Genomic DNA, 16,829 nt, shown 5'->3' with positions numbered 1-16,829 from the left:
GTTATTCCCAACCACAACCACCCCCGGGCGTTTTATTTTTTTCGGGCCTACCCCAACCACAACCCCCCGGCGGCCACAAATTCCCTTGTTTCCCTGGGGGGGGGGGGGGGGGGGGCCGGCCCCCCCCCCCCCCCCGCAAGGGTACGACGGATCGTCGCTACCGCCTACTCGCTGATCACATCACTGGTCGCGGAAGCGGACGATCTTGACGAACTCCTCGGAGTCCAGCGCCGCGCCGCCGACCAGGGCGCCGTCGACATCGGGCTGCGCCATGATCGCGGCCACGTTCCCGGCCTTGACGGAGCCGCCGTACTGGATGCGGACCTTGTCGGCCAGCTCCTGCGAGTAGAGCTCCGCGAGACGGCCGCGGATCGCTCCGCAGACCTCCTGCGCGTCCTCGGGGGTGGCGACCTCGCCGGTGCCGATGGCCCACACCGGCTCGTAGGCGATCACGATGGACTCGGCCTGCTCGGCCGGGAGGTCCTTCAGGCCGCCGTCGAGCTGCTTCAGGGTGTACTCGACCTGCTGGCCGGCCTTGCGGACGTCCAGGCCCTCGCCGACGCAGAGGATCGGGGTGATCCCGTGCTTGTAGGCGGCCTTGACCTTGGCGTTGCAGATCTCGTCCGTCTCGGCGTGGTACTGCCGGCGCTCGGAGTGGCCCACGGCGACGTAGGCGCACTTCAGCTTGGACAGCATGACGCCCGAGATCTCGCCGGTGTACGCGCCGGAGTCGTGCGCCGAGATGTCCTGGGCGCCGTACTTGATCTTGAGCTTGTCGCCGTCGATCAGGGTCTGGACGGACCGCAGGTCCGTGAAGGGCGGCAGGACCGCGACCTCGACGGCGTCGTAGTCCTTGTCGGTCAGCGCGAAGGCGAGCTTCTGGACATGGGCGATGGCCTCGAGGTGGTTGAGGTTCATCTTCCAGTTGCCCGCCATCAGCGGGGTGCGGGTGCTGCTCACAGGTGTTCAGTCCTCCAGTGCGGCGAGGCCGGGGAGCGTCTTGCCCTCGAGGTACTCGAGGGAGGCGCCGCCGCCGGTCGAAATGTGGCCGAAGGCATTCTCGTCGAAGCCCAGGATGCGGACCGCGGCGGCACTGTCGCCGCCGCCGACGACGGTGAAGCCGGGGCTGTCGAGCAGGGCCTGCGCGATGGCCTTGGTTCCGTTGGCGTAGTCGGGGTGCTCGAAGACGCCCAGCGGGCCGTTCCAGAACACCGTCTCGGCGTCGGCGAGCTTCGACGCGTACAGCTCACGCGTCTTCGGGCCGATGTCCAGGCCCTCCTTCGTCGACGGGATCTTGTCGGCGTCGACGGTCTCGAAGTCGGCCGGGGCCTTGGTCTTCAGGTCCGGGAACTCCGAGGAGACGAGGACGTCGACCGGGAGGACCAGCTCGACGCCGTTCTCCTCGGCACGCTTCATGTACTCCTTGACGACCTCCACCTGGTCCTTCTGGAGCAGGGAGATGCCGACCTCGTAGCCCTTGGCGTAGAGGAAGGTGTACGCCATGCCGCCGCCGATCAGGAGGCGGTCGGCCTTGCCGAGCAGCTCGTCGATGACGGCGAGCTTGTCGGAGACCTTGGCGCCGCCCAGGACGACCACGTACGGGCGCTTGACCTCGGCGGTCAGCTTCTTCAGGACGCCGACCTCGGTGGCGATGAGGTAGCCGGCGGCGTGCGGCAGCCGGGCCGGGAGGTCGAAGACCGAGGCGTGCTTGCGGTGCACGGCGCCGAAGCCGTCACCGACGTAGACGTCGGCGAGGGCGGCGAGCCGGTCCGCGAACGCGCCGCGCTCGGCGTCGTCCTTGGAGGTCTCGCCGGCGTTGAAGCGCAGGTTCTCGATGACGGCGACCTGGCCGTCGGCGAGGCCCGCGACGGTCGCCCGGGCGGACTCGCCGACCGTGTCGGTCGCGAACGCCACGTCGGCGCCGAGCAGTTCACCGAGGCGCGCGGCGGCAGGGGCGAGGGAGAACGCCGGGTCCGGGGCGCCCTTCGGGCGGCCCAGGTGCGAGGCGACGACGACACGGGCGCCGGCGTCGGCGAGCGCCTTGACCGTGGGCGCGACGGCGCGGATGCGGCCGTCGTCGGTGATGGTGGTGCCGTCCAGCGGCACGTTGAGGTCGGCGCGGACGAATACGCGCTTGCCGGCGACGCCTTCGGCGAGAAGCTCGTCGATGGTCTTCATCTTCTACTGACTCCTTGGTACGCGGTGAAGCACACGAGACAGGGCTCGTACAGCGCATCATCGCGCTGTCCGAGCCCTGTGCTCACATCGAGGTGCCGGTTCCGGAGGCTTTAGAGCTGGTGGCCGACGAAGACGGTGAGGTCGACGAGACGGTTGGAGTAGCCCCACTCGTTGTCGTACCAGCCGAGGATCTTGACCGACTTGCCCTCCTGGACCATGGTCAGCGAGGAGTCGAAGGTGCACGACGCCGGGTCGCCGACGATGTCCGAGGAGACGATCGCGTCCTCGGTGTAGTAGAGGATGCCCTTCAGGTCGCCGTCGTCGGCGGCCTTCTTGAAGGCGGCGTTGACCTCGTCCTTGGTGACCTCGCGCTGCAGCTCCACGACCAGGTCGGTGGCCGAACCGGTCGGGACCGGGACGCGCATGGCGATGCCGTCCAGCTTGCCCTTGAGCTGCGGAAGGACCAGGGCGGTGGCCTTGGCGGCACCCGTCGTGGTCGGAATGATGTTCTCCGCGGCGGCGCGGGCGCGGCGCAGGTCGGAGTGCGGGAAGTCCAGGATGCGCTGGTCGTTGGTGTACGCGTGGACCGTCGTCATCAGGCCCTTGACGATGCCGAAGTTCTCGTCGAGAACCTTGGCCATCGGCGCCACACAGTTGGTGGTGCAGGAGGCGTTCGAGATGACGTGGTGATTCGCCGGCTCGTACTTGTCCTGGTTGACGCCCATGACGATGGTGATGTCCTCGTCCTTGGCCGGAGCCGAGATGAGGACCTTCTTCGCGCCACCGGCGATGTGCTTCTCGGCGTCGGCCTTCTTGGTGAAGATGCCGGTCGACTCGATGACGATGTCGACGCCCAGGTCGCCCCAGGGGATGTCGGCCGGGTTGCGCTCGGAGAGCACCTTGATGGTGTGGCCGTCGACGGTGATGGTGTCGGCGGTGTGGGTGACCTCGGCCTTGAGGCGTCCCAGGATCGTGTCGTACTTCAGCAGGTGAGCAGTGGTCGCGGTGTCACCCAGGTCGTTGACAGCCACGATCTCGATGTCGGCACCCTGCTCAAGGAGCGCGCGGAAGTAGTTGCGACCGATGCGGCCAAAGCCGTTGATGCCTACGCGGATCGTCACGAACCGATCTCCTCGTTAGGTACGCCGGGTTTCGACGCCGGCGAGATTCTTTTAGGGATGTCCCCGACCGCTTACGACCCTACCTCTCCCATCGGCTCAGAGTGACATCGCGTGCAGTCGGAATACCGCGAGAAAGCACTGTGGCCCGTTATTACCGGCGGGTTCGAGCCACAGTGCCCAATTCGTCCCGATCACTGACTGTGATCAAAAGGGCGGGTGCCCGCTCAGCCGTGCACCGCTCCGAGCGCCCTTCGAATGAGTGACGTTCGCTGCGCCGCGCTCGTGACGTGCTCCAGGCCGAAGCCGAGGAGGACGGTGTCACGAGTGGTGACCGCGGCCTGGGAGTGGAAGAGCCCCGGCGAGCGGGTCCACTCGGTGCCGTTCCCGGGGCTGCCGGCCGGCGGGCCGGGTACGGACCAGGCTCCCAGCGAGGTCTCGAACCCCTCGCTCTGGCCCGGAGTGCCACCGACGACGAGCGCGGTGTCGTCGACGAAGGCACCCATCTCGCCGGTCCCGGGGTCGGAGATGTACGAGATCGACAGCTCGACCTGCTTGCCCGCGTAGGCGCTGAGGTCGATCGACGCCTGCTGCCAGCCGTTGGAGGGGCCGGTGAAGGCGTTCCAGGAGCCGGTGGTGCCGCTGGTGGCGCAGCCGTCCTCGCCGACGGTCAGGTAGCGGGCGAGGAAGGGGTGGCCCTGGACGTAGTAGCCCTCGCCGCAGTCGGCAGGGGCGGCGGTGGATGTGCCGCCGTTGGCGTCGGGCAGCGTGGTCCAGTCGTCCTGGCCGACGGTGTGGGCCTCGACGACGAGGTTGTCGTAGCCGGGCTCGGTGTCGTAACTGACCTGGAAGCGCAGGCTCGGCCTGTCCGCGGCGGCGATGGCGGTGAGGTCGACGGTGCGGCCGAGGCGCGTCCAGGTGTTGTCGGAGTGCCGGACGGCCGCGAAGGACGTGCCCTCGTAGGGCTCGAAGGGGGTGCGGACGCCCGGGTAGTCGCCGGCGGACCTGCTGCTGCCGAACTGCGGGAAGCCACGCGGCTCGAGCGTGTCCGAGGTGACGGTGTACGCGCCGGCGTTGTCCAGCGGGTTGTCGGCCGTGCCGCCGAGGCCGGTCGTGAGTCCCCCGAATCCGCGGGACCCGGCGAAGGCGGGCGGGTTCTTCAGTCCGGCCCGGTGATAGGCACCGAGGAAGTACTGGGCGAAGTCGTTGGACGTCGCCCGGCCGATGTCGACGAGGCCGCCGGACTTCTCCCCGGCGTTGATGAGCTTGCCGCCCTCGTTGAGGTAGTCACGCACGGCCAGCATGACCGGCCCGGAGGGCTGCTCTGCGCCGGTGTACCAGACGACCGTACGGAAGTGGCTCAGCACGCCGAGCGCGTCCGGGGTCCCCCGGGTGGCGACGTCCCAGACGGCGGCCTTACGGCCGCTGTCGGCGAGCGCCTTCACATAGGCGGCGGTGTGGCGCGCGGCGTCGGTGCCACCCTCCTCGGCGAGGACGAGCACGTCGCCGCGGGCCCGGTCGGCCACCGTGTACGTGAACGGCGTGGACGAGGTCGCCTTGCCCTCGCGGGTGCGGCCGGTGAACCAGACCTGGACGGTGTCGCCCGGCTGCGCGTCCTCGACCTCGGCCCGGTACTGGTCGAAGGAGAGGTTGTCCTCGCCTCCGTAGGTCTCGCCGCCCTTCCACGCCTCCAGGCGTTCGCTGTGCGTCCGGCCGCCGTTGACGCGGTACTTGAGCTCCTTGGAGCGCAGCGACTTGCGGGCGGTCACGGCGACCTCCTGGTCGCCACCGCGGGCGTAGGAGGTGGTGAAGGCGTCCGGAGTGAAGTCGGGCGCGTCGAGACCGGTGACGGAGACGGGACGGTCCGGGTGGGCCGAGGTCTCGGCGACGGCGAGCGCGAACGGGATGTTCTTGGCGAACTCCGCCTGGATCAGCTTCTCGTCGTCCGGGAAGGTGAAGACGGAGGCGCAGTCGGCGGGCTCCCAGGCGTCGTTCGGGTCGACGCGGGAGGCGGTGGCGCAGGTCGACATCTCCGGGGTGAACATCTGCATCCCGTTGACGTTGGCCGCGTGCCCGTCCGCCTCGCCGTTGGTGGTGTAGAGCTCGGAGGAGACCTGCGGCCGGTAACCGGGGACGGCGGACTTCTCCGGGGTGCCGGCGAGCGACTTGAGGGCCACGTCGTCGGGGGTGTCGGTGGCGACCTGCCAGCCGACTCCGTAGAGCAGCAGCTGGGCGGCGGAGTGGTAGTTGATGCCGTACTGGAAGCCGATGCGCTTCTGGAATGCGTCGACGGCCTTGGTCTCGGGCTCGGACATCGGGCCGGTCCCGCGGAAGGTCTCGTCGGCCGGGTCGGGCGACGAACCCTCGTTGTCGTATCCCCACTTGTAGGCGAAGTTGCGGTTGAGGTCGACGCCGTCGCCGGACTCGATCCGCCCGTCGCCGTCGTTGTCGCGGAGGTTCTTGCGCCACTGGCGGTTCTCGGGGTCGGCGTGGGTGAAGTCGTAGCCGTCCGGGTTGGCGGAGAGCACGAACCACAGCTCGGTGGAGTCGACGATCTTCGTGACCCGCTGGTCCTTGCCATAGCTGTCGAGGTAGTGGTGCATCAGCCGCCGCGTCATCTCGGGGGTGATCCACTCCCGGGCGTGCTGGTTGGACATGTACAGCGTGGCGGGCCGGGTGCCGTCCTTGGCCTTCTTGGCGCCCTTGGTGACCTTGAGGGCGAGGATGTCCTGGCCCTTCACGGTCCTGCCGATGGAGACGACCTTGGTGAGGTCCGGGTGGGCCTGGGAGGTGGCCAGGATCTCCTGCTTGAGCCCGTTCGCCCCGCCGTACGGACGGAAGACGCCGTCCCCGGCTCCGGCGACCCGCTTCTCGGCCTGGGTGGAGAGGGTGTGCTCGGCGAGTTCGACGCCCTTGCCGCGCAGCTGTCCGGCCTGCTTGTCGGTGAGGTAGAGCTCGAGGGTGGCGGAGCCCTTCTCCGGTACCTGCTCGGTCAGTTCGTGACCGTCGGCGCCGGCCTCGAGGAGCAGGGGCACCTGCTCCTTGCTGACTTGCGCACGCCATACGGAGAGGGCGTCGCCGCCGTCGCCGTTCGGTTCCGCTCCGGCGACGGGTGCCGTCGCCAGTCCCGCGATCAGCAGTGAAGCCGCTGCGAGGATCGATCTCGCTCTGCGTCTCATAAGCCCCCCTTGCTGTTGTCTGCCACGAAAGAGAACAGACGCCAGGCTGATCACCGTTCATGATCATGTCAAGGGTGCGTGCGGTCGCGTCGAAGATCACCCCCGATCGGACCAGAACGCCGCTGCCGGTGCCTCAGAAAGGCACCGGCAACGGCGAGTTGAGCGGAGTACGGGCGTCCGGGGTCGGCGGACTCCCGGCGGCAGGTCAGCCGACCAGGCTGTCGTCCAGCTCCTCCGTCAGGTTGGACTCGGTCCCCGGGATGCCCAGGTCCTGCGCCCGCTTGTCCGCCATGGCCAGCAGACGGCGGATGCGGCCCGCGACCGCGTCCTTGGTCAGCGGCGGGTCGGCGAGCGCGCCGAGCTCCTCCAGGGAGGCCTGCTTGTGCTCCATGCGCAGCCGGCCCGCGGCGGCGAGGTGCTCGGGCACCTCCTCGCCGAGGATCTCCAGCGCACGCTGCACCCGTGCGCCGGCGGCCACGGCCGCCCGCGCCGAGCGGCGCAGGTTGGCGTCGTCGAAGTTCGCCAGCCGGTTCGCGGTCGCGCGGACCTCGCGGCGCATCCGCCGCTCCTCCCAGGCCAGCACCGACTCGTGCGCGCCCAGCCGGGTCAGCAGGGCGCCGATGGCGTCCCCGTCCCGGACGACGACCCGGTCCACGCCCCGTACCTCACGGGCCTTCGCGGCGATGCTCAGCCGGCGCGCCGCACCCACCAGGGCGAGAGCCGCCTCCGGACCGGGGCAGGTCACCTCCAGGGAGGAGGAGCGCCCTGGCTCGGTCAGCGAGCCGTGCGCCAGGAACGCGCCGCGCCAGGCCGCCTCGGCGTCGCAGGTGGCACCCGAGACGACCTGCGGGGGCAGCCCCCGGATCGGGCGGCCCCGGCCGTCGACCAGACCGGTCTGCCGGGCCAGCTGGTCGCCGCCCGCCACCACCCGGACGACGAAGCGGGAGCCGCGCCGCAGCCCACCGGGGGCCATCACGATCAGCTCGGAGCTGTGCCCGAAGATCTCCAGGATGTCCCGCTTGAGCCGACGCGCCGCCATCGCGGTGTCCAGCTCCGCCTCGATCACGATCCGCCCGCTCACCAGGTGCAGACCGCCGGCGAACCGCAGGATCGACGAGACCTCTGCCTTCCTGCAGCAGGTCCGGGTGACGGGAAGCCGGGAGATCTCGTCCTTCACCGCTGCCGTCATCGCCATGGGCCGATCCTTCCATGCATCCGAAAAATACGGTCGTACGCGGCGGCCAACAGCTCCGGATCATGCTTCGGTTGCCCGCCCCCACGCCCTTCGGCCTGGGAGGGGCCCCCAGCACGGGCCACCGGCGCCAGCTCGACCGCGGCACCGAGCCGCTTGGCGGCGTCGGCGAGGGACTCGCGATCGGGCACGGCGGCCTCGTCGGCCAGCACCACGTCCAGGGCGAGTTTAGGGGCGTGTCGTCCCAAAACCTCCAAATGACGCTGCGGAGAGAACCCCTCGGTTTCTCCCGGCTGCGGCGCGAGGTTCAGGGAGAGGACCTTGCGGGCCTTGGTCTCGGTGAGCGCGTCGAGCAGCTCGGGCACGAGCAGGTGCGGAATCACGGAGGAGAACCAGGAGCCCGGGCCCAGCACCACCCAGTCCGCGTCGCGGACCGCGGCGACGGCCTCGGGGACGGCGGGCGGGTCGTTCGGGACGAGATGCACGGACTGCACCTCACCGGGCGTGAGCGCCACCGTGGCCTGGCCACGGACCGTGTCGACGTCGTCCGGGCGCGCCGGATCGTGCCCCTTGACCAGGGCCTGGAGCTCCAGCGGCACGGCGGACATCGGCAGCACCCGGCCGTGCGCGCCCAGCAGCTTGCCGACCAGGTCCAGCGCGAGGACATGGTCGCCGAGCTGCTCCCAGAGGGCGACGATCAGCAGATTGCCGACCGCGTGCTCGTGCAGATCGCCCTTGGACTGGAAGCGGTGCTGGATGACCCGGGCCCAGGTCTGGCCCCAGTCGTCGTCCCCGCACAGCGCGGCGAGCGCCTTGCGCAGGTCGCCGGGCGGCAGCACGCCCAGCTCCTCCCGGAGCCGGCCGCTGGAGCCGCCGTCGTCGGCGACGGTGACGACCGCGGTGAGATCACCGGTGATCCGGCGCAGGGCGGCGAGGGAGGCCGACAGACCCATGCCCCCGCCGAGCGCGACGACCTTGGGCTGGGCGCCGCGCCTGCGGAGCGTACGTACCGAGAGCGTGGACGTACGCCGGCGGTACGGCTTCACTCGCGCCCCATGTCCCGGTGGACGACGACGGTCTCGACCCCTTCCGCTGCAAGGCGGGCGGCGAGCTTCTCGGACGTGGCGACCGAGCGGTGCTTGCCGCCGGTGCAGCCGACGGCGATGGTCACGTACCGCTTGCCCTCGCGGCGGTAGCCCGCGGCGATCAGCTGGAGCAGCTCGGTGTAGCGGTCGAGGAACTCCTTGGCCCCGGGCTGGTTGAAGACATACGCCGAGACCTCCTCGTTCAGCCCGGTGAAGGGCCGCAGCTCGGGGACCCAGTGCGGGTTCGGCAGGAAGCGCATGTCGACGACGAGGTCGGCGTCGACGGGGAGCCCGTACTTGAATCCGAACGACATGACGGTGGCCCGCAGCTCCGGCTCCTCGTCGCCGGCGAACTGGGCGTCCATCTTGGCGCGCAGCTCGTGGACGTTGAGGCTGGAGGTGTCGATCACCAGGTCGGCGTCGCCGCGCAGCTCGCGCAGCAGGTCCCGCTCGGCGGCGATGCCGTCGGTGATGCGGCCGTCGCCCTGGAGCGGGTGCGGCCTGCGGACCGACTCGAACCGCCTGACCAGGGCCTCGTCGGAGGACTCCAGGAAGACGATCCGGCGGGTGACCTGCTGGGCGTCGAGTGCGGCGAGGGACTCCCGCAGGGCGTCGAAGAACTGCCGGCCGCGGACGTCGACGACGACGGCGATCCGGGCCACGTTGCCCTGGGAGCGGGCGCCGAGCTCCACCATGGTGGGGATCAGCGCGGGCGGCAGATTGTCGACGACGAACCAGCCGAGGTCCTCCAGGCACTTCGCCGCGGTGGACCGGCCGGCGCCGGACATGCCGGAGATGATCACCAGCTCGGGGATGGCCGCCGAGTCGGCGGTCTCACCGGCCTCCTTCGTGCCCGTACTCACGTGTCCTGCTCCGTCTTCTCGCTGCTTCTCTTGCTCATCGTGCTGGTCGTGCCCGTCGTGCGCGGTCATGCTGTGCTGCCCCCGTCGTCTTCAATGATCTCTCCTGTTGCCGTATTCACGGCGGGTGCGGCCGGGGCCGCCTGCGCGAGGGCCACCGCCACGGCCTCGGCCGTCTTGCGGCCCATGCCGGGAACCTCGCAGATCTGCTCGATTGTCGCCTGTCGCAACCGCTTCACCGAGCCGAAATGCTTGATCAACGCCTGTTTGCGGGTATCGCCGAGGCCGGGGACGGCGTCCAGGGGGCTGGTCCTGACGCGCTTGTTCCGCTTCGAGCGCTGGTAGCGGATGGCGAAGTCGTGAGCCGTGTCACGTACCCGCTGGAGGAGGTACAGGCCCTCGCTGGAGCGGGGCAGCACGACGGGGTCGTCGTCGCCGGGCAGCCAGACCTCCTCCAGGCGCTTGGCGAGGCCGCAGACGGCGATGTCGTCGATCCCCAGCTCGTCGAGCGCCCGCCGGGCGGCGGCGACCTGGGGCTGCCCGCCGTCGACGACGACGAGCTGGGGCGGGTACGCGAAGCGCTTGGGTCGCCCGTCGTCGACGGGCACCTCGCCGGAGGCGGGTCCTGAGCCGTTGGCACGGCGGGGTCCTCCGGCGCCGGGACCGGGTCCCGCCTGCACGCCGTCCGCCGTCCCCAGGCCGTCCGCCACGCCGTCCCCCACGCCGACGTCACCCCCGGCGTCCACCGCGTCGCCCTCGGCATCCACGGCCACGCCCTCCTGGTCCCACTCCCCCGTCTTCTCCTTCTCGGCGAGGTAGCGCTTGAAGCGGCGGCTGATCACCTCGTGCATCGAGCGGACGTCGTCCTGGCCCTCGAAGCCCTTGATCTGGAAGCGGCGGTACTCGCTCTTGCGCGGCAGCCCGTCCTCGAAGACGACCATGGACGCCACGACGTCGTCGCCCTGGAGGTGCGAGATGTCGAAGCACTCGATCCGCAGCGGCGCGGAGTCCAGGTCCAGGGCCTCCGCGATCTCCTCCAGGGCCCGGGAGCGGGTCGTCAGGTCGCTGGCGCGCTTGGTCTTGTGCAGCACGAGCGCCTGCTGCGCGTTGCGCGCGACCGTCTCCATCAGGTCCTTCTTGTCGCCGCGCTGCGGCACCCGGAGGGAGACCTGGGAACCCCGGCGGCCGCTCAGCCACAGGGTGACGGCCTCGGCGTCCTCGGGCACGGCCGGGACGAGGACCTCCTTGGGGACGGCGTCGCCGCTCTCCTCCCCGTACAGCTGCTGGAGCGCGTGCTCGACGAGGTCGGCCGTGGAGACGGCCTCGACCTTGTCGGTGACCCAGCCACGCTGGCCGCGCACCCGTCCCCCGCGGACATGGAAGATCTGGACCGCGGCCTCCAGCTCGTCCTCGGCGAGCGCGATCAGATCGGCGTCGGTGGCGTCGGCGAGGACGACGGCGTTCTTTTCCATCGCACGCCGCAGCGCCTCTATGTCGTCGCGGAGCCGGGCCGCCTTCTCGTACTCCATCTCCTCGGCCGCCGCCATCATCTGCTTCTCCAGACGGCGGATGTACGTACCGGTGCGGCCGGCCATGAAGTCGCTGAACTCCTCGGCCAGTTCGCGGTGCTCGTCGGGGGTAACCCGGCCCACGCAGGGGGCGGAGCACTTGCCGATGTAGCCGAGGAGGCAGGGGCGGCCGGCGGAGGCGGCGTTGCGGAAGACACCGGCGGAGCACGTACGGACGGGGAAGACCCGGAGCATCAGGTCGACCGTCTCGCGGATGGCCCACGCGTGGGCGTACGGACCGAAGTAGCGCACGCCCTTCTTCTTGTGGCCGCGCAGGACCTGGACGCGGGGGAACTCCTCGTTCATGGTCACCGCGAGGTAGGGATAGCTCTTGTCGTCCCGGTACTTGACGTTGAACCGGGGGTCGAACTCCTTGATCCAGGAGTACTCCAGCTGAAGCGCCTCGACCTCGGTCGAGACGACGGTCCACTCCACGGAGGCGGCCGTGGTGACCATCGTGGCCGTGCGCGGGTGCAGGCTCACGAGCGGCTGGAAGTAGTTGGCCAGCCGCTGGCGCAGGGACTTCGCCTTCCCGACGTAGATCACCCGGCGGTGCTCGTCGCGGAACTTGTAGACCCCGGGTGTGTCGGGAATCTGTCCCGGCTCGGGGCGGTAGCTGGAGGGGTCGGCCATGCCACCCACCCTACTGGCGGCGACCGACACTCAGACCGCGTGCGCTCGTTGGCCGGTCATGGCGAACGAGGCGACAGGACGGCTTGCGGGCCGGGTGTGCGTGATCACCGGGGCGGCGAGCGGGATCGGGCGGGCGACGGCGGTGCGCTTCGCCCGGGAGGGGGCGCGGGTGGTGGCCGCCGACGTGGACGAGGAGCGGCTGGCGACCCTCGACGAGGGCATGGTGGCGGTGGTCGGCGACGTCTCGCGGGACGAGGACGCCCGGCGGATGATCACGACGGCGGTGGAGCGGTTCGGCCGGCTGGACGTCCTGGTGGCGAACGCGGGGGTGATCCCGCTCTCCGACGTCACGGAGGCGACCGGGGAGGACTGGGACCGGGTCATGGCCGTGGACGGCAGGGGCATGTTCCTGACCTGCAAGTACGCGATCGAGGCGATGGCCGGACAGGACGGCGGCGGGGCGATCGTGTGCACCTCGTCGATCTCCGGGGTGGCGGGCCAGGCCCGCCAGGCGGTCTACGGCCCGGCCAAGTTCGTGGCCTCGGGCCTGACGAAGCACCTGGCGGTGGAGTGGGCGGACCGCGGAATCCGGGTCAACGCGGTGGCCCCGGGCACGATCGAGACGGAACGTGTCGCCGCGGCCCGTACGGAACCGGGCGGCCCGGAATACCTGTCGCACATCGTCCGCGCCCACCCCATGGCCCGCTTCGGCACCCCGGAGGAGGTCGCGGCGGCGATCCTCTTCCTGGCCTCGGCGGAGGCATCCTTCATCACGGGGGTGGTCCTGCCGGTGGACGGGGGGTACCTGGCGCAGTGAGAGGGCGGGGGCGGGGCGAGAGGTCGAACCCCACCCCCGCCCCTCCCGGTGGGGGGTTGCGCCCGGTGGTGGGCACGACCCCACCACCGGGCCGCACGGTCCGCGCGGCGGGAGAGCGTCAGGCCGAGTGCCGGCGGCGACGGGCCCGTGCCCCGATCAGGCCCAGGGCCAGCACCGCGCCCCCGCCCGCCGTGGCGGCGACGGCCGTGACGAGAGGCTCCTCGTGAGCGGGAGACTCCGTCGCGTAACCACCGGCCGCGCCCTTCCGGGCGTAGGCGGACGCCGGCAGCTTGTCCCCGTACGCCTTCACGACCCGGTCCCGGTACGCCGCCAGACTCGTCCCGTTCTTCCCGACCGCCCGTACCGCGTCCTCGTCCAGCGGAAGCACCTTCGCGCCCTTCTGGACGTACCAGGCGTCGATCTGCGGCTCGCGGAACACGACCCCGCCCGGCAGCGCCCGCGCACCCTGCGCCGCGTAGCGGATCTCGTCGTCGCCGGTGGCGATGTTCACCACCTGCCAGCCACCGGCCTGCCGCACCGTCCACAGCGAGGCCGTCTGTCCGTCCGAGGCGACCGCCTTGCTGGCGTGGAACTCGACGCGGGCGACGGGAGCTCCCGCCTTCCCCGCCACGAAGTCCGGGGACAGCACCCGCACCGGTACGGAAGCGCCCTCGATCCGGGGCTGCGCCGCCGAGCGGGCGACGGCGCCGTCGCGGGCGAAGAACCGGGAGAGCGTGTCCAGCGTCGCGGGCGCGGAGGCCGCCTTCTCCGGGGTCGCCTCGGAAGGCGGCGCATCGGCCGCGGCGGCCGGTACGGCACCGAGGCCGACGAGGGCGACGGCGGACAGAATCCCGGCGCGGATCGCGCGTGCACGTACGTTCATCGTCGTCACGCCCCTATCCGGTAGAGCGAGTGGGTCCAGGAGAACGAGCCGTTGTCGACGTACCAGGCGTGCGAGGCCCAGTTGTAGCGGTCGCTGGAGGGCCACGGATCGCCCCAGTACACCCAGCTGTTCGCGTCGTCGTACCCGTAGATCACATGCATGTGTCCACCGCCGCTCGACCACTGGATCCGTGTCTCGATCGGGCGGTCGGCGTCGATCTCGCTCTGCACGGTCGACCAGCGCAGCCAGCCCGTCACGTACGAGCCGGGGTTGATGCCCGCCCAGCGCAGGCCGGTCTGCACATTGCCGAGGGTGGCCTGGTTGTTGGGGCAGTCGTAGCCCTGCTGACGGTTGAAGGCGGCGTTGCAGAACTGGTTCTGGCTGTAGTTCCTGCCGAACCAGGTCGCGATGGTGTTGCCGGCGGCGGCCCAGCACCAGTTGGTCTTCTGCTGCGCCTGCATGGTGATGTTCAGTCGCTTGTACGCGAGGGTCGCCCGGGTCCCTTGGGCGGCTTGGGTGGAGACGTCCTCGCTCGTCGGCGCGGCGGTCGCCGACGACATGGGGAGCAGGAAGAGGGCGGCAGCGGCGAGTGCCGCCATGGACAGCTTTCTACTGCGCATCGCGTTCCTCCCGAGGTGGGGGGTGGGGATGTGGGGAGTCGGAGGACCGCGTCCGGACGCTTGTCAGGAGCATCGAGCGTTGTCCGGAACGGGTCAACACGCTTCAATGCGGGGTGACGGCGGGCTGTGAACGGTGTGACCCCGGATGTGAACACGCGCCTCCCCGTCACCTGCGGCCCTGCCCCCGCCGGCGCGGTGGCCCGCCCCCTTCGTCGTGAACGTTCACTGAGGAGTCCCCGTGGGGCACACCGAGGCCGATCTGGCGCAATTGCTGCACACCGGACCGTTCCATCTGGCGCTCCGCACGGCGTTCGCGGTGCGGGGTCTGCCGCTCCAGCGGGTGCAGCACCATCTCGCCCATCGGGGGATCAAGGTCGGGGTGACCAGCCTCAGTTACTGGCAGCAGGGCGCCCGCCGCCCGCAGCGGCCCGAGTCGATGAAGGCCGTGCGCGCGCTGGAGGAGGTCCTGCAGCTGCCGGGCAACTCACTGGTCCGGCTGCTGGCCGAGGACGCCGGGGCGCGCGGTGACGTGGAACGGCCGACGGGCCGCTCGTACCGCTCGCTGGTGGAGGCGTCGGGTGCCGTGGAGGCGCTGCTCACCGAGCTGGAGTCGCCGGTGGACGGCGGGCTGCACACGGTCGGCCACCACGAGCGGGTACGGATCGGGGCGGGGAGGGAGCTGGTGGGGCGCGACTCCCAGCATGTGGTGCGGGCCCACCGGGACGGGATCGACCGCTATCTCGCCATCCACCACGGCGATCCGGGTTGCGATCCTTCGCGGGTGGTGGTGCGGGCGACCGACAACTGTCGCACGGGGCGGGTTCGGTGGCACCGGGAGACGGGGGTGCTGGTCGCGGAGCTGCTCTTCGACGCGCGGCTGCGGGCCGGGGACACGTACCTCTTCGGGTACGGCTTCGAGGACGGGACGGGCGGTCCGAGCGGGGAGTACGTCCGGGGGTTCAGCTTCGCCGGCGGGCAGTACGTGCTTCAGGTGCGGTTCGACGAGGCGGCGCTGCCGGTACGCTGCCGGCGCTTCGCGCAGGCCTCGGCCGGTGCGCCGCGCGGTGGTCGCTCGGAGCTGACGCTGACCGGGCGGCACCGCACGGTGCATCTGGTGGAGCAGGGGGTACGGCCGGGGATCCTGGGGATCGACTGGGACTGGGCGTAGGCGCCGGGGCCTCAGGCCTCGGGGCCCGCCACCAGCTTGCCGCCCTCGACGCGGACCGGGACCTCGGGGAGCGGGACCGTCGCCGGGCCCTGGAGGGCCTTGCCGGTGGTCACGTCGAAGCGGCTGCCGTGGCAGGGGCAGTTGCCCTCGTTGTTCTCGATCTTGTCGAGGACGCAGCCGGCGTGGGTGCACTGGGCGCTGAACGCCTTGTACTGGCCCTTGGCCGGGCAGCTCACCAGGACCCGCTGCTCGCGGTAGAGCTTGGCGCCGCCGACGGGCACCTCGTCGGGCGCTCCGAGGGTGACCGGTGCGGTCGGGGTCGGGACCTGGGCGTGCCCGAGCTTGGAATCCGTGGAGCAGGCGGCGACACCCAGCCCGGCGGCCCCGGCGAGCGCGGCGCCCTTCAGTACGGTGCGGCGGCTGGACTGGCCGGACATGGGCGCTCCACGGTGCGATCGGGGCAAGAGGTGACCGAACCGACGATACCGGCGGGTCTCTGCGCCCCTTCGCGGGGGTTGTCGTGGCCTGTGGGGCATGGGTTACGTTCACGGCGTGATCGTCGTCGCCGGTGAGTCCCTGATCGATCTGGTCCCCGAGGGGACCGCCGTCGCTGCGCTGTCCCCGCTGACGCCCAGGCCGGGCGGGGGCCCGTACAACACGGCCGTGGCGCTCGGCCGGCTGGGCGCGGAGGTGACGTTCTGCTCGCGCGTCTCCACGGACGCCTTCGGGGAGGCCCTGGTGGACGGGTTGCGCGCGGCGGGGGTCTCGGACCGGCTGGTGCAGCGCGGCCCGGAGCCGACGACGCTCGCGGTCGCCTCGGTGGGCTCGGACGGCTCGGCGGAGTACGGCTTCTATGTCGAGGGAACGGCCGACCGGCTCTTCGCCGTGCCGGAGCGGCTTCCCGAGGGGGTGCGAGCGGTGGCGTTCGGCACCTGTTCACTGGCCCTGGAACCGGGCGCGAGCGCGTACGAGGCGCTGCTGCGGCGGGAGGCGGAGCGTGGCGCCCTGACGCTCCTCGACCCCAACATCCGTCCGGGCCTGATCCCGGACGCCACCGCCTACCGTGAGCGCTTCGCGGGCTGGCTGCCGTACGTCTCGCTTCTGAAGCTCTCGGAGGAGGACGCCGCCTGGCTGGGCGGCTCCCCGGCCGAGTGGCTGGAGCGGGGCCCGTCGGCGGTGGTCCTGACCCGTGGCGGGGCGGGGCTGACGGTCTTCACCCCGTCGTCCGAGGTGTCGGTTCCGGCGGTCCGTGTGCAGGTCGCGGACACGATCGGCGCGGGTGACACGGTGAACGCGGCCCTGCTCCACGGCCTGGGAGACCGCCCGGTGCGCTCCCTGGACGTGGACGCCTGGTCCGCCCTCCTGTCGTACGCGGCGAGGGCGGCGGCCGTGACCTGCACCCGCCCGGGCGCGGAGCCGCCGTACGCGAGCGAGCTGACGGACTGACGACAGAGCGGCGCCGGAGCCGGTCGCCCCGGCGTGGACCGGACGACCGGCCTTTGGCGGGTGTCGTATCCGTACGGGGCCG

General features: G+C 71.0%; 14 protein-coding genes. 3 read left to right on the top strand and 11 right to left on the bottom strand.

Annotated features, from left to right (window positions below):
* Positions 1–180 precede the first annotated feature (180 nt).
* The 8 genes from tpiA to uvrC form a co-directional block, all read right to left on the bottom strand.
* Positions 181–936: a triose-phosphate isomerase gene (gene tpiA / locus ACFC0D_RS25370; RefSeq protein ID WP_376440149.1), complete on the bottom strand. Its 756-nt coding sequence runs from the start codon at positions 934–936 to the stop codon at positions 181–183.
* 30 nt (positions 937–966) lie between these two features.
* A complete protein-coding gene (locus ACFC0D_RS25365) occupies positions 967–2,178 on the bottom strand; it encodes a phosphoglycerate kinase (protein WP_376440140.1) in 1,212 nt (403 codons plus the stop codon).
* Between the two features lie 110 nt (positions 2,179–2,288).
* Positions 2,289–3,299, bottom strand: a complete 1,011-nt coding sequence (gene gap, locus ACFC0D_RS25360; RefSeq protein ID WP_376440137.1) for a type I glyceraldehyde-3-phosphate dehydrogenase — start codon at positions 3,297–3,299, stop codon at positions 2,289–2,291.
* Positions 3,300–3,523: 224 nt separating this feature from the next.
* The gene (locus ACFC0D_RS25355) at positions 3,524–6,475 is read right to left on the bottom strand and encodes a M14 family zinc carboxypeptidase (RefSeq protein ID WP_376440134.1); all 2,952 of its coding nucleotides are present in this window, start codon (positions 6,473–6,475) and stop codon (positions 3,524–3,526) included.
* 205 nt (positions 6,476–6,680) lie between these two features.
* Complete coding sequence (gene whiA / locus ACFC0D_RS25350; RefSeq protein WP_030205188.1) at positions 6,681–7,670, bottom strand: DNA-binding protein WhiA; 990 nt, start codon at positions 7,668–7,670, stop codon at positions 6,681–6,683.
* Positions 7,661–8,713 carry a uridine diphosphate-N-acetylglucosamine-binding protein YvcK gene (gene yvcK / locus ACFC0D_RS25345; protein ID WP_376440131.1) on the bottom strand — a complete coding sequence of 351 codons (1,053 nt, stop codon included), beginning with the start codon at positions 8,711–8,713 and terminating at the stop codon, positions 7,661–7,663. Before yvcK ends, whiA begins: the two co-directional genes overlap by 10 nt.
* Complete coding sequence (rapZ, locus tag ACFC0D_RS25340) at positions 8,710–9,684, bottom strand: RNase adapter RapZ (protein ID WP_329121916.1); 975 nt, start codon at positions 9,682–9,684, stop codon at positions 8,710–8,712. The genes yvcK and rapZ overlap by 4 nt, the downstream gene beginning before the upstream one ends.
* Positions 9,681–11,813 (bottom strand): excinuclease ABC subunit UvrC, encoded by a 2,133-nt coding sequence (uvrC, locus tag ACFC0D_RS25335; RefSeq protein ID WP_376440127.1) that lies wholly within the window; start codon positions 11,811–11,813, stop codon positions 9,681–9,683. Before uvrC ends, rapZ begins: the two co-directional genes overlap by 4 nt.
* Here uvrC and ACFC0D_RS25330 point away from each other — a divergent pair.
* On the top strand, positions 11,812–12,630 hold the full coding sequence (locus ACFC0D_RS25330; protein ID WP_376440124.1) for an SDR family NAD(P)-dependent oxidoreductase: 819 nt from the start codon (positions 11,812–11,814) through the stop codon (positions 12,628–12,630). The genes uvrC and ACFC0D_RS25330 overlap by 2 nt on opposite strands.
* Positions 12,631–12,748: 118 nt before the next feature.
* Here the strand turns inward: ACFC0D_RS25330 and ACFC0D_RS25325 are convergent, their stop codons facing one another.
* Together ACFC0D_RS25325 and ACFC0D_RS25320 are read right to left on the bottom strand one after the other, a co-directional pair.
* Positions 12,749–13,513, bottom strand: a complete 765-nt coding sequence (locus tag ACFC0D_RS25325) for a hypothetical protein (RefSeq protein ID WP_376440121.1) — start codon at positions 13,511–13,513, stop codon at positions 12,749–12,751.
* Positions 13,514–13,518: 5 nt separating this feature from the next.
* A complete protein-coding gene (locus tag ACFC0D_RS25320; protein ID WP_376440119.1) occupies positions 13,519–14,133 on the bottom strand; it encodes a papain-like cysteine protease family protein in 615 nt (204 codons plus the stop codon).
* Between the two features lie 238 nt (positions 14,134–14,371).
* Here ACFC0D_RS25320 and ACFC0D_RS25315 point away from each other — a divergent pair, with 238 nt between their 5' ends.
* Positions 14,372–15,301, top strand: coding sequence for a hypothetical protein (locus tag ACFC0D_RS25315; RefSeq protein WP_376440116.1), 930 nt, complete (start codon positions 14,372–14,374; stop codon positions 15,299–15,301).
* Between the two features lie 11 nt (positions 15,302–15,312).
* Here the strand turns inward: ACFC0D_RS25315 and ACFC0D_RS25310 are convergent, their stop codons facing one another.
* Positions 15,313–15,738, bottom strand: coding sequence for a Rieske (2Fe-2S) protein (locus tag ACFC0D_RS25310; protein ID WP_376440114.1), 426 nt, complete (start codon positions 15,736–15,738; stop codon positions 15,313–15,315).
* Between the two features lie 115 nt (positions 15,739–15,853).
* Between ACFC0D_RS25310 and ACFC0D_RS25305 the strand changes: the two genes are divergently transcribed.
* Positions 15,854–16,747, top strand: a complete 894-nt coding sequence (locus tag ACFC0D_RS25305) for a carbohydrate kinase (RefSeq protein WP_376440146.1) — start codon at positions 15,854–15,856, stop codon at positions 16,745–16,747.
* The last annotated feature ends 82 nt before the right edge of the window (positions 16,748–16,829 follow it).

Origin of the sequence: Streptomyces sp. NPDC056222 (assembly GCF_042264065.1) — a bacterium.
Classification (GTDB): Bacteria; Actinomycetota; Actinomycetes; order Streptomycetales; family Streptomycetaceae; genus Streptomyces.
The sequence above is the reverse complement of the archived record's forward strand: the minus strand, read 5'-3'. Positions and strand labels throughout refer to the sequence as shown.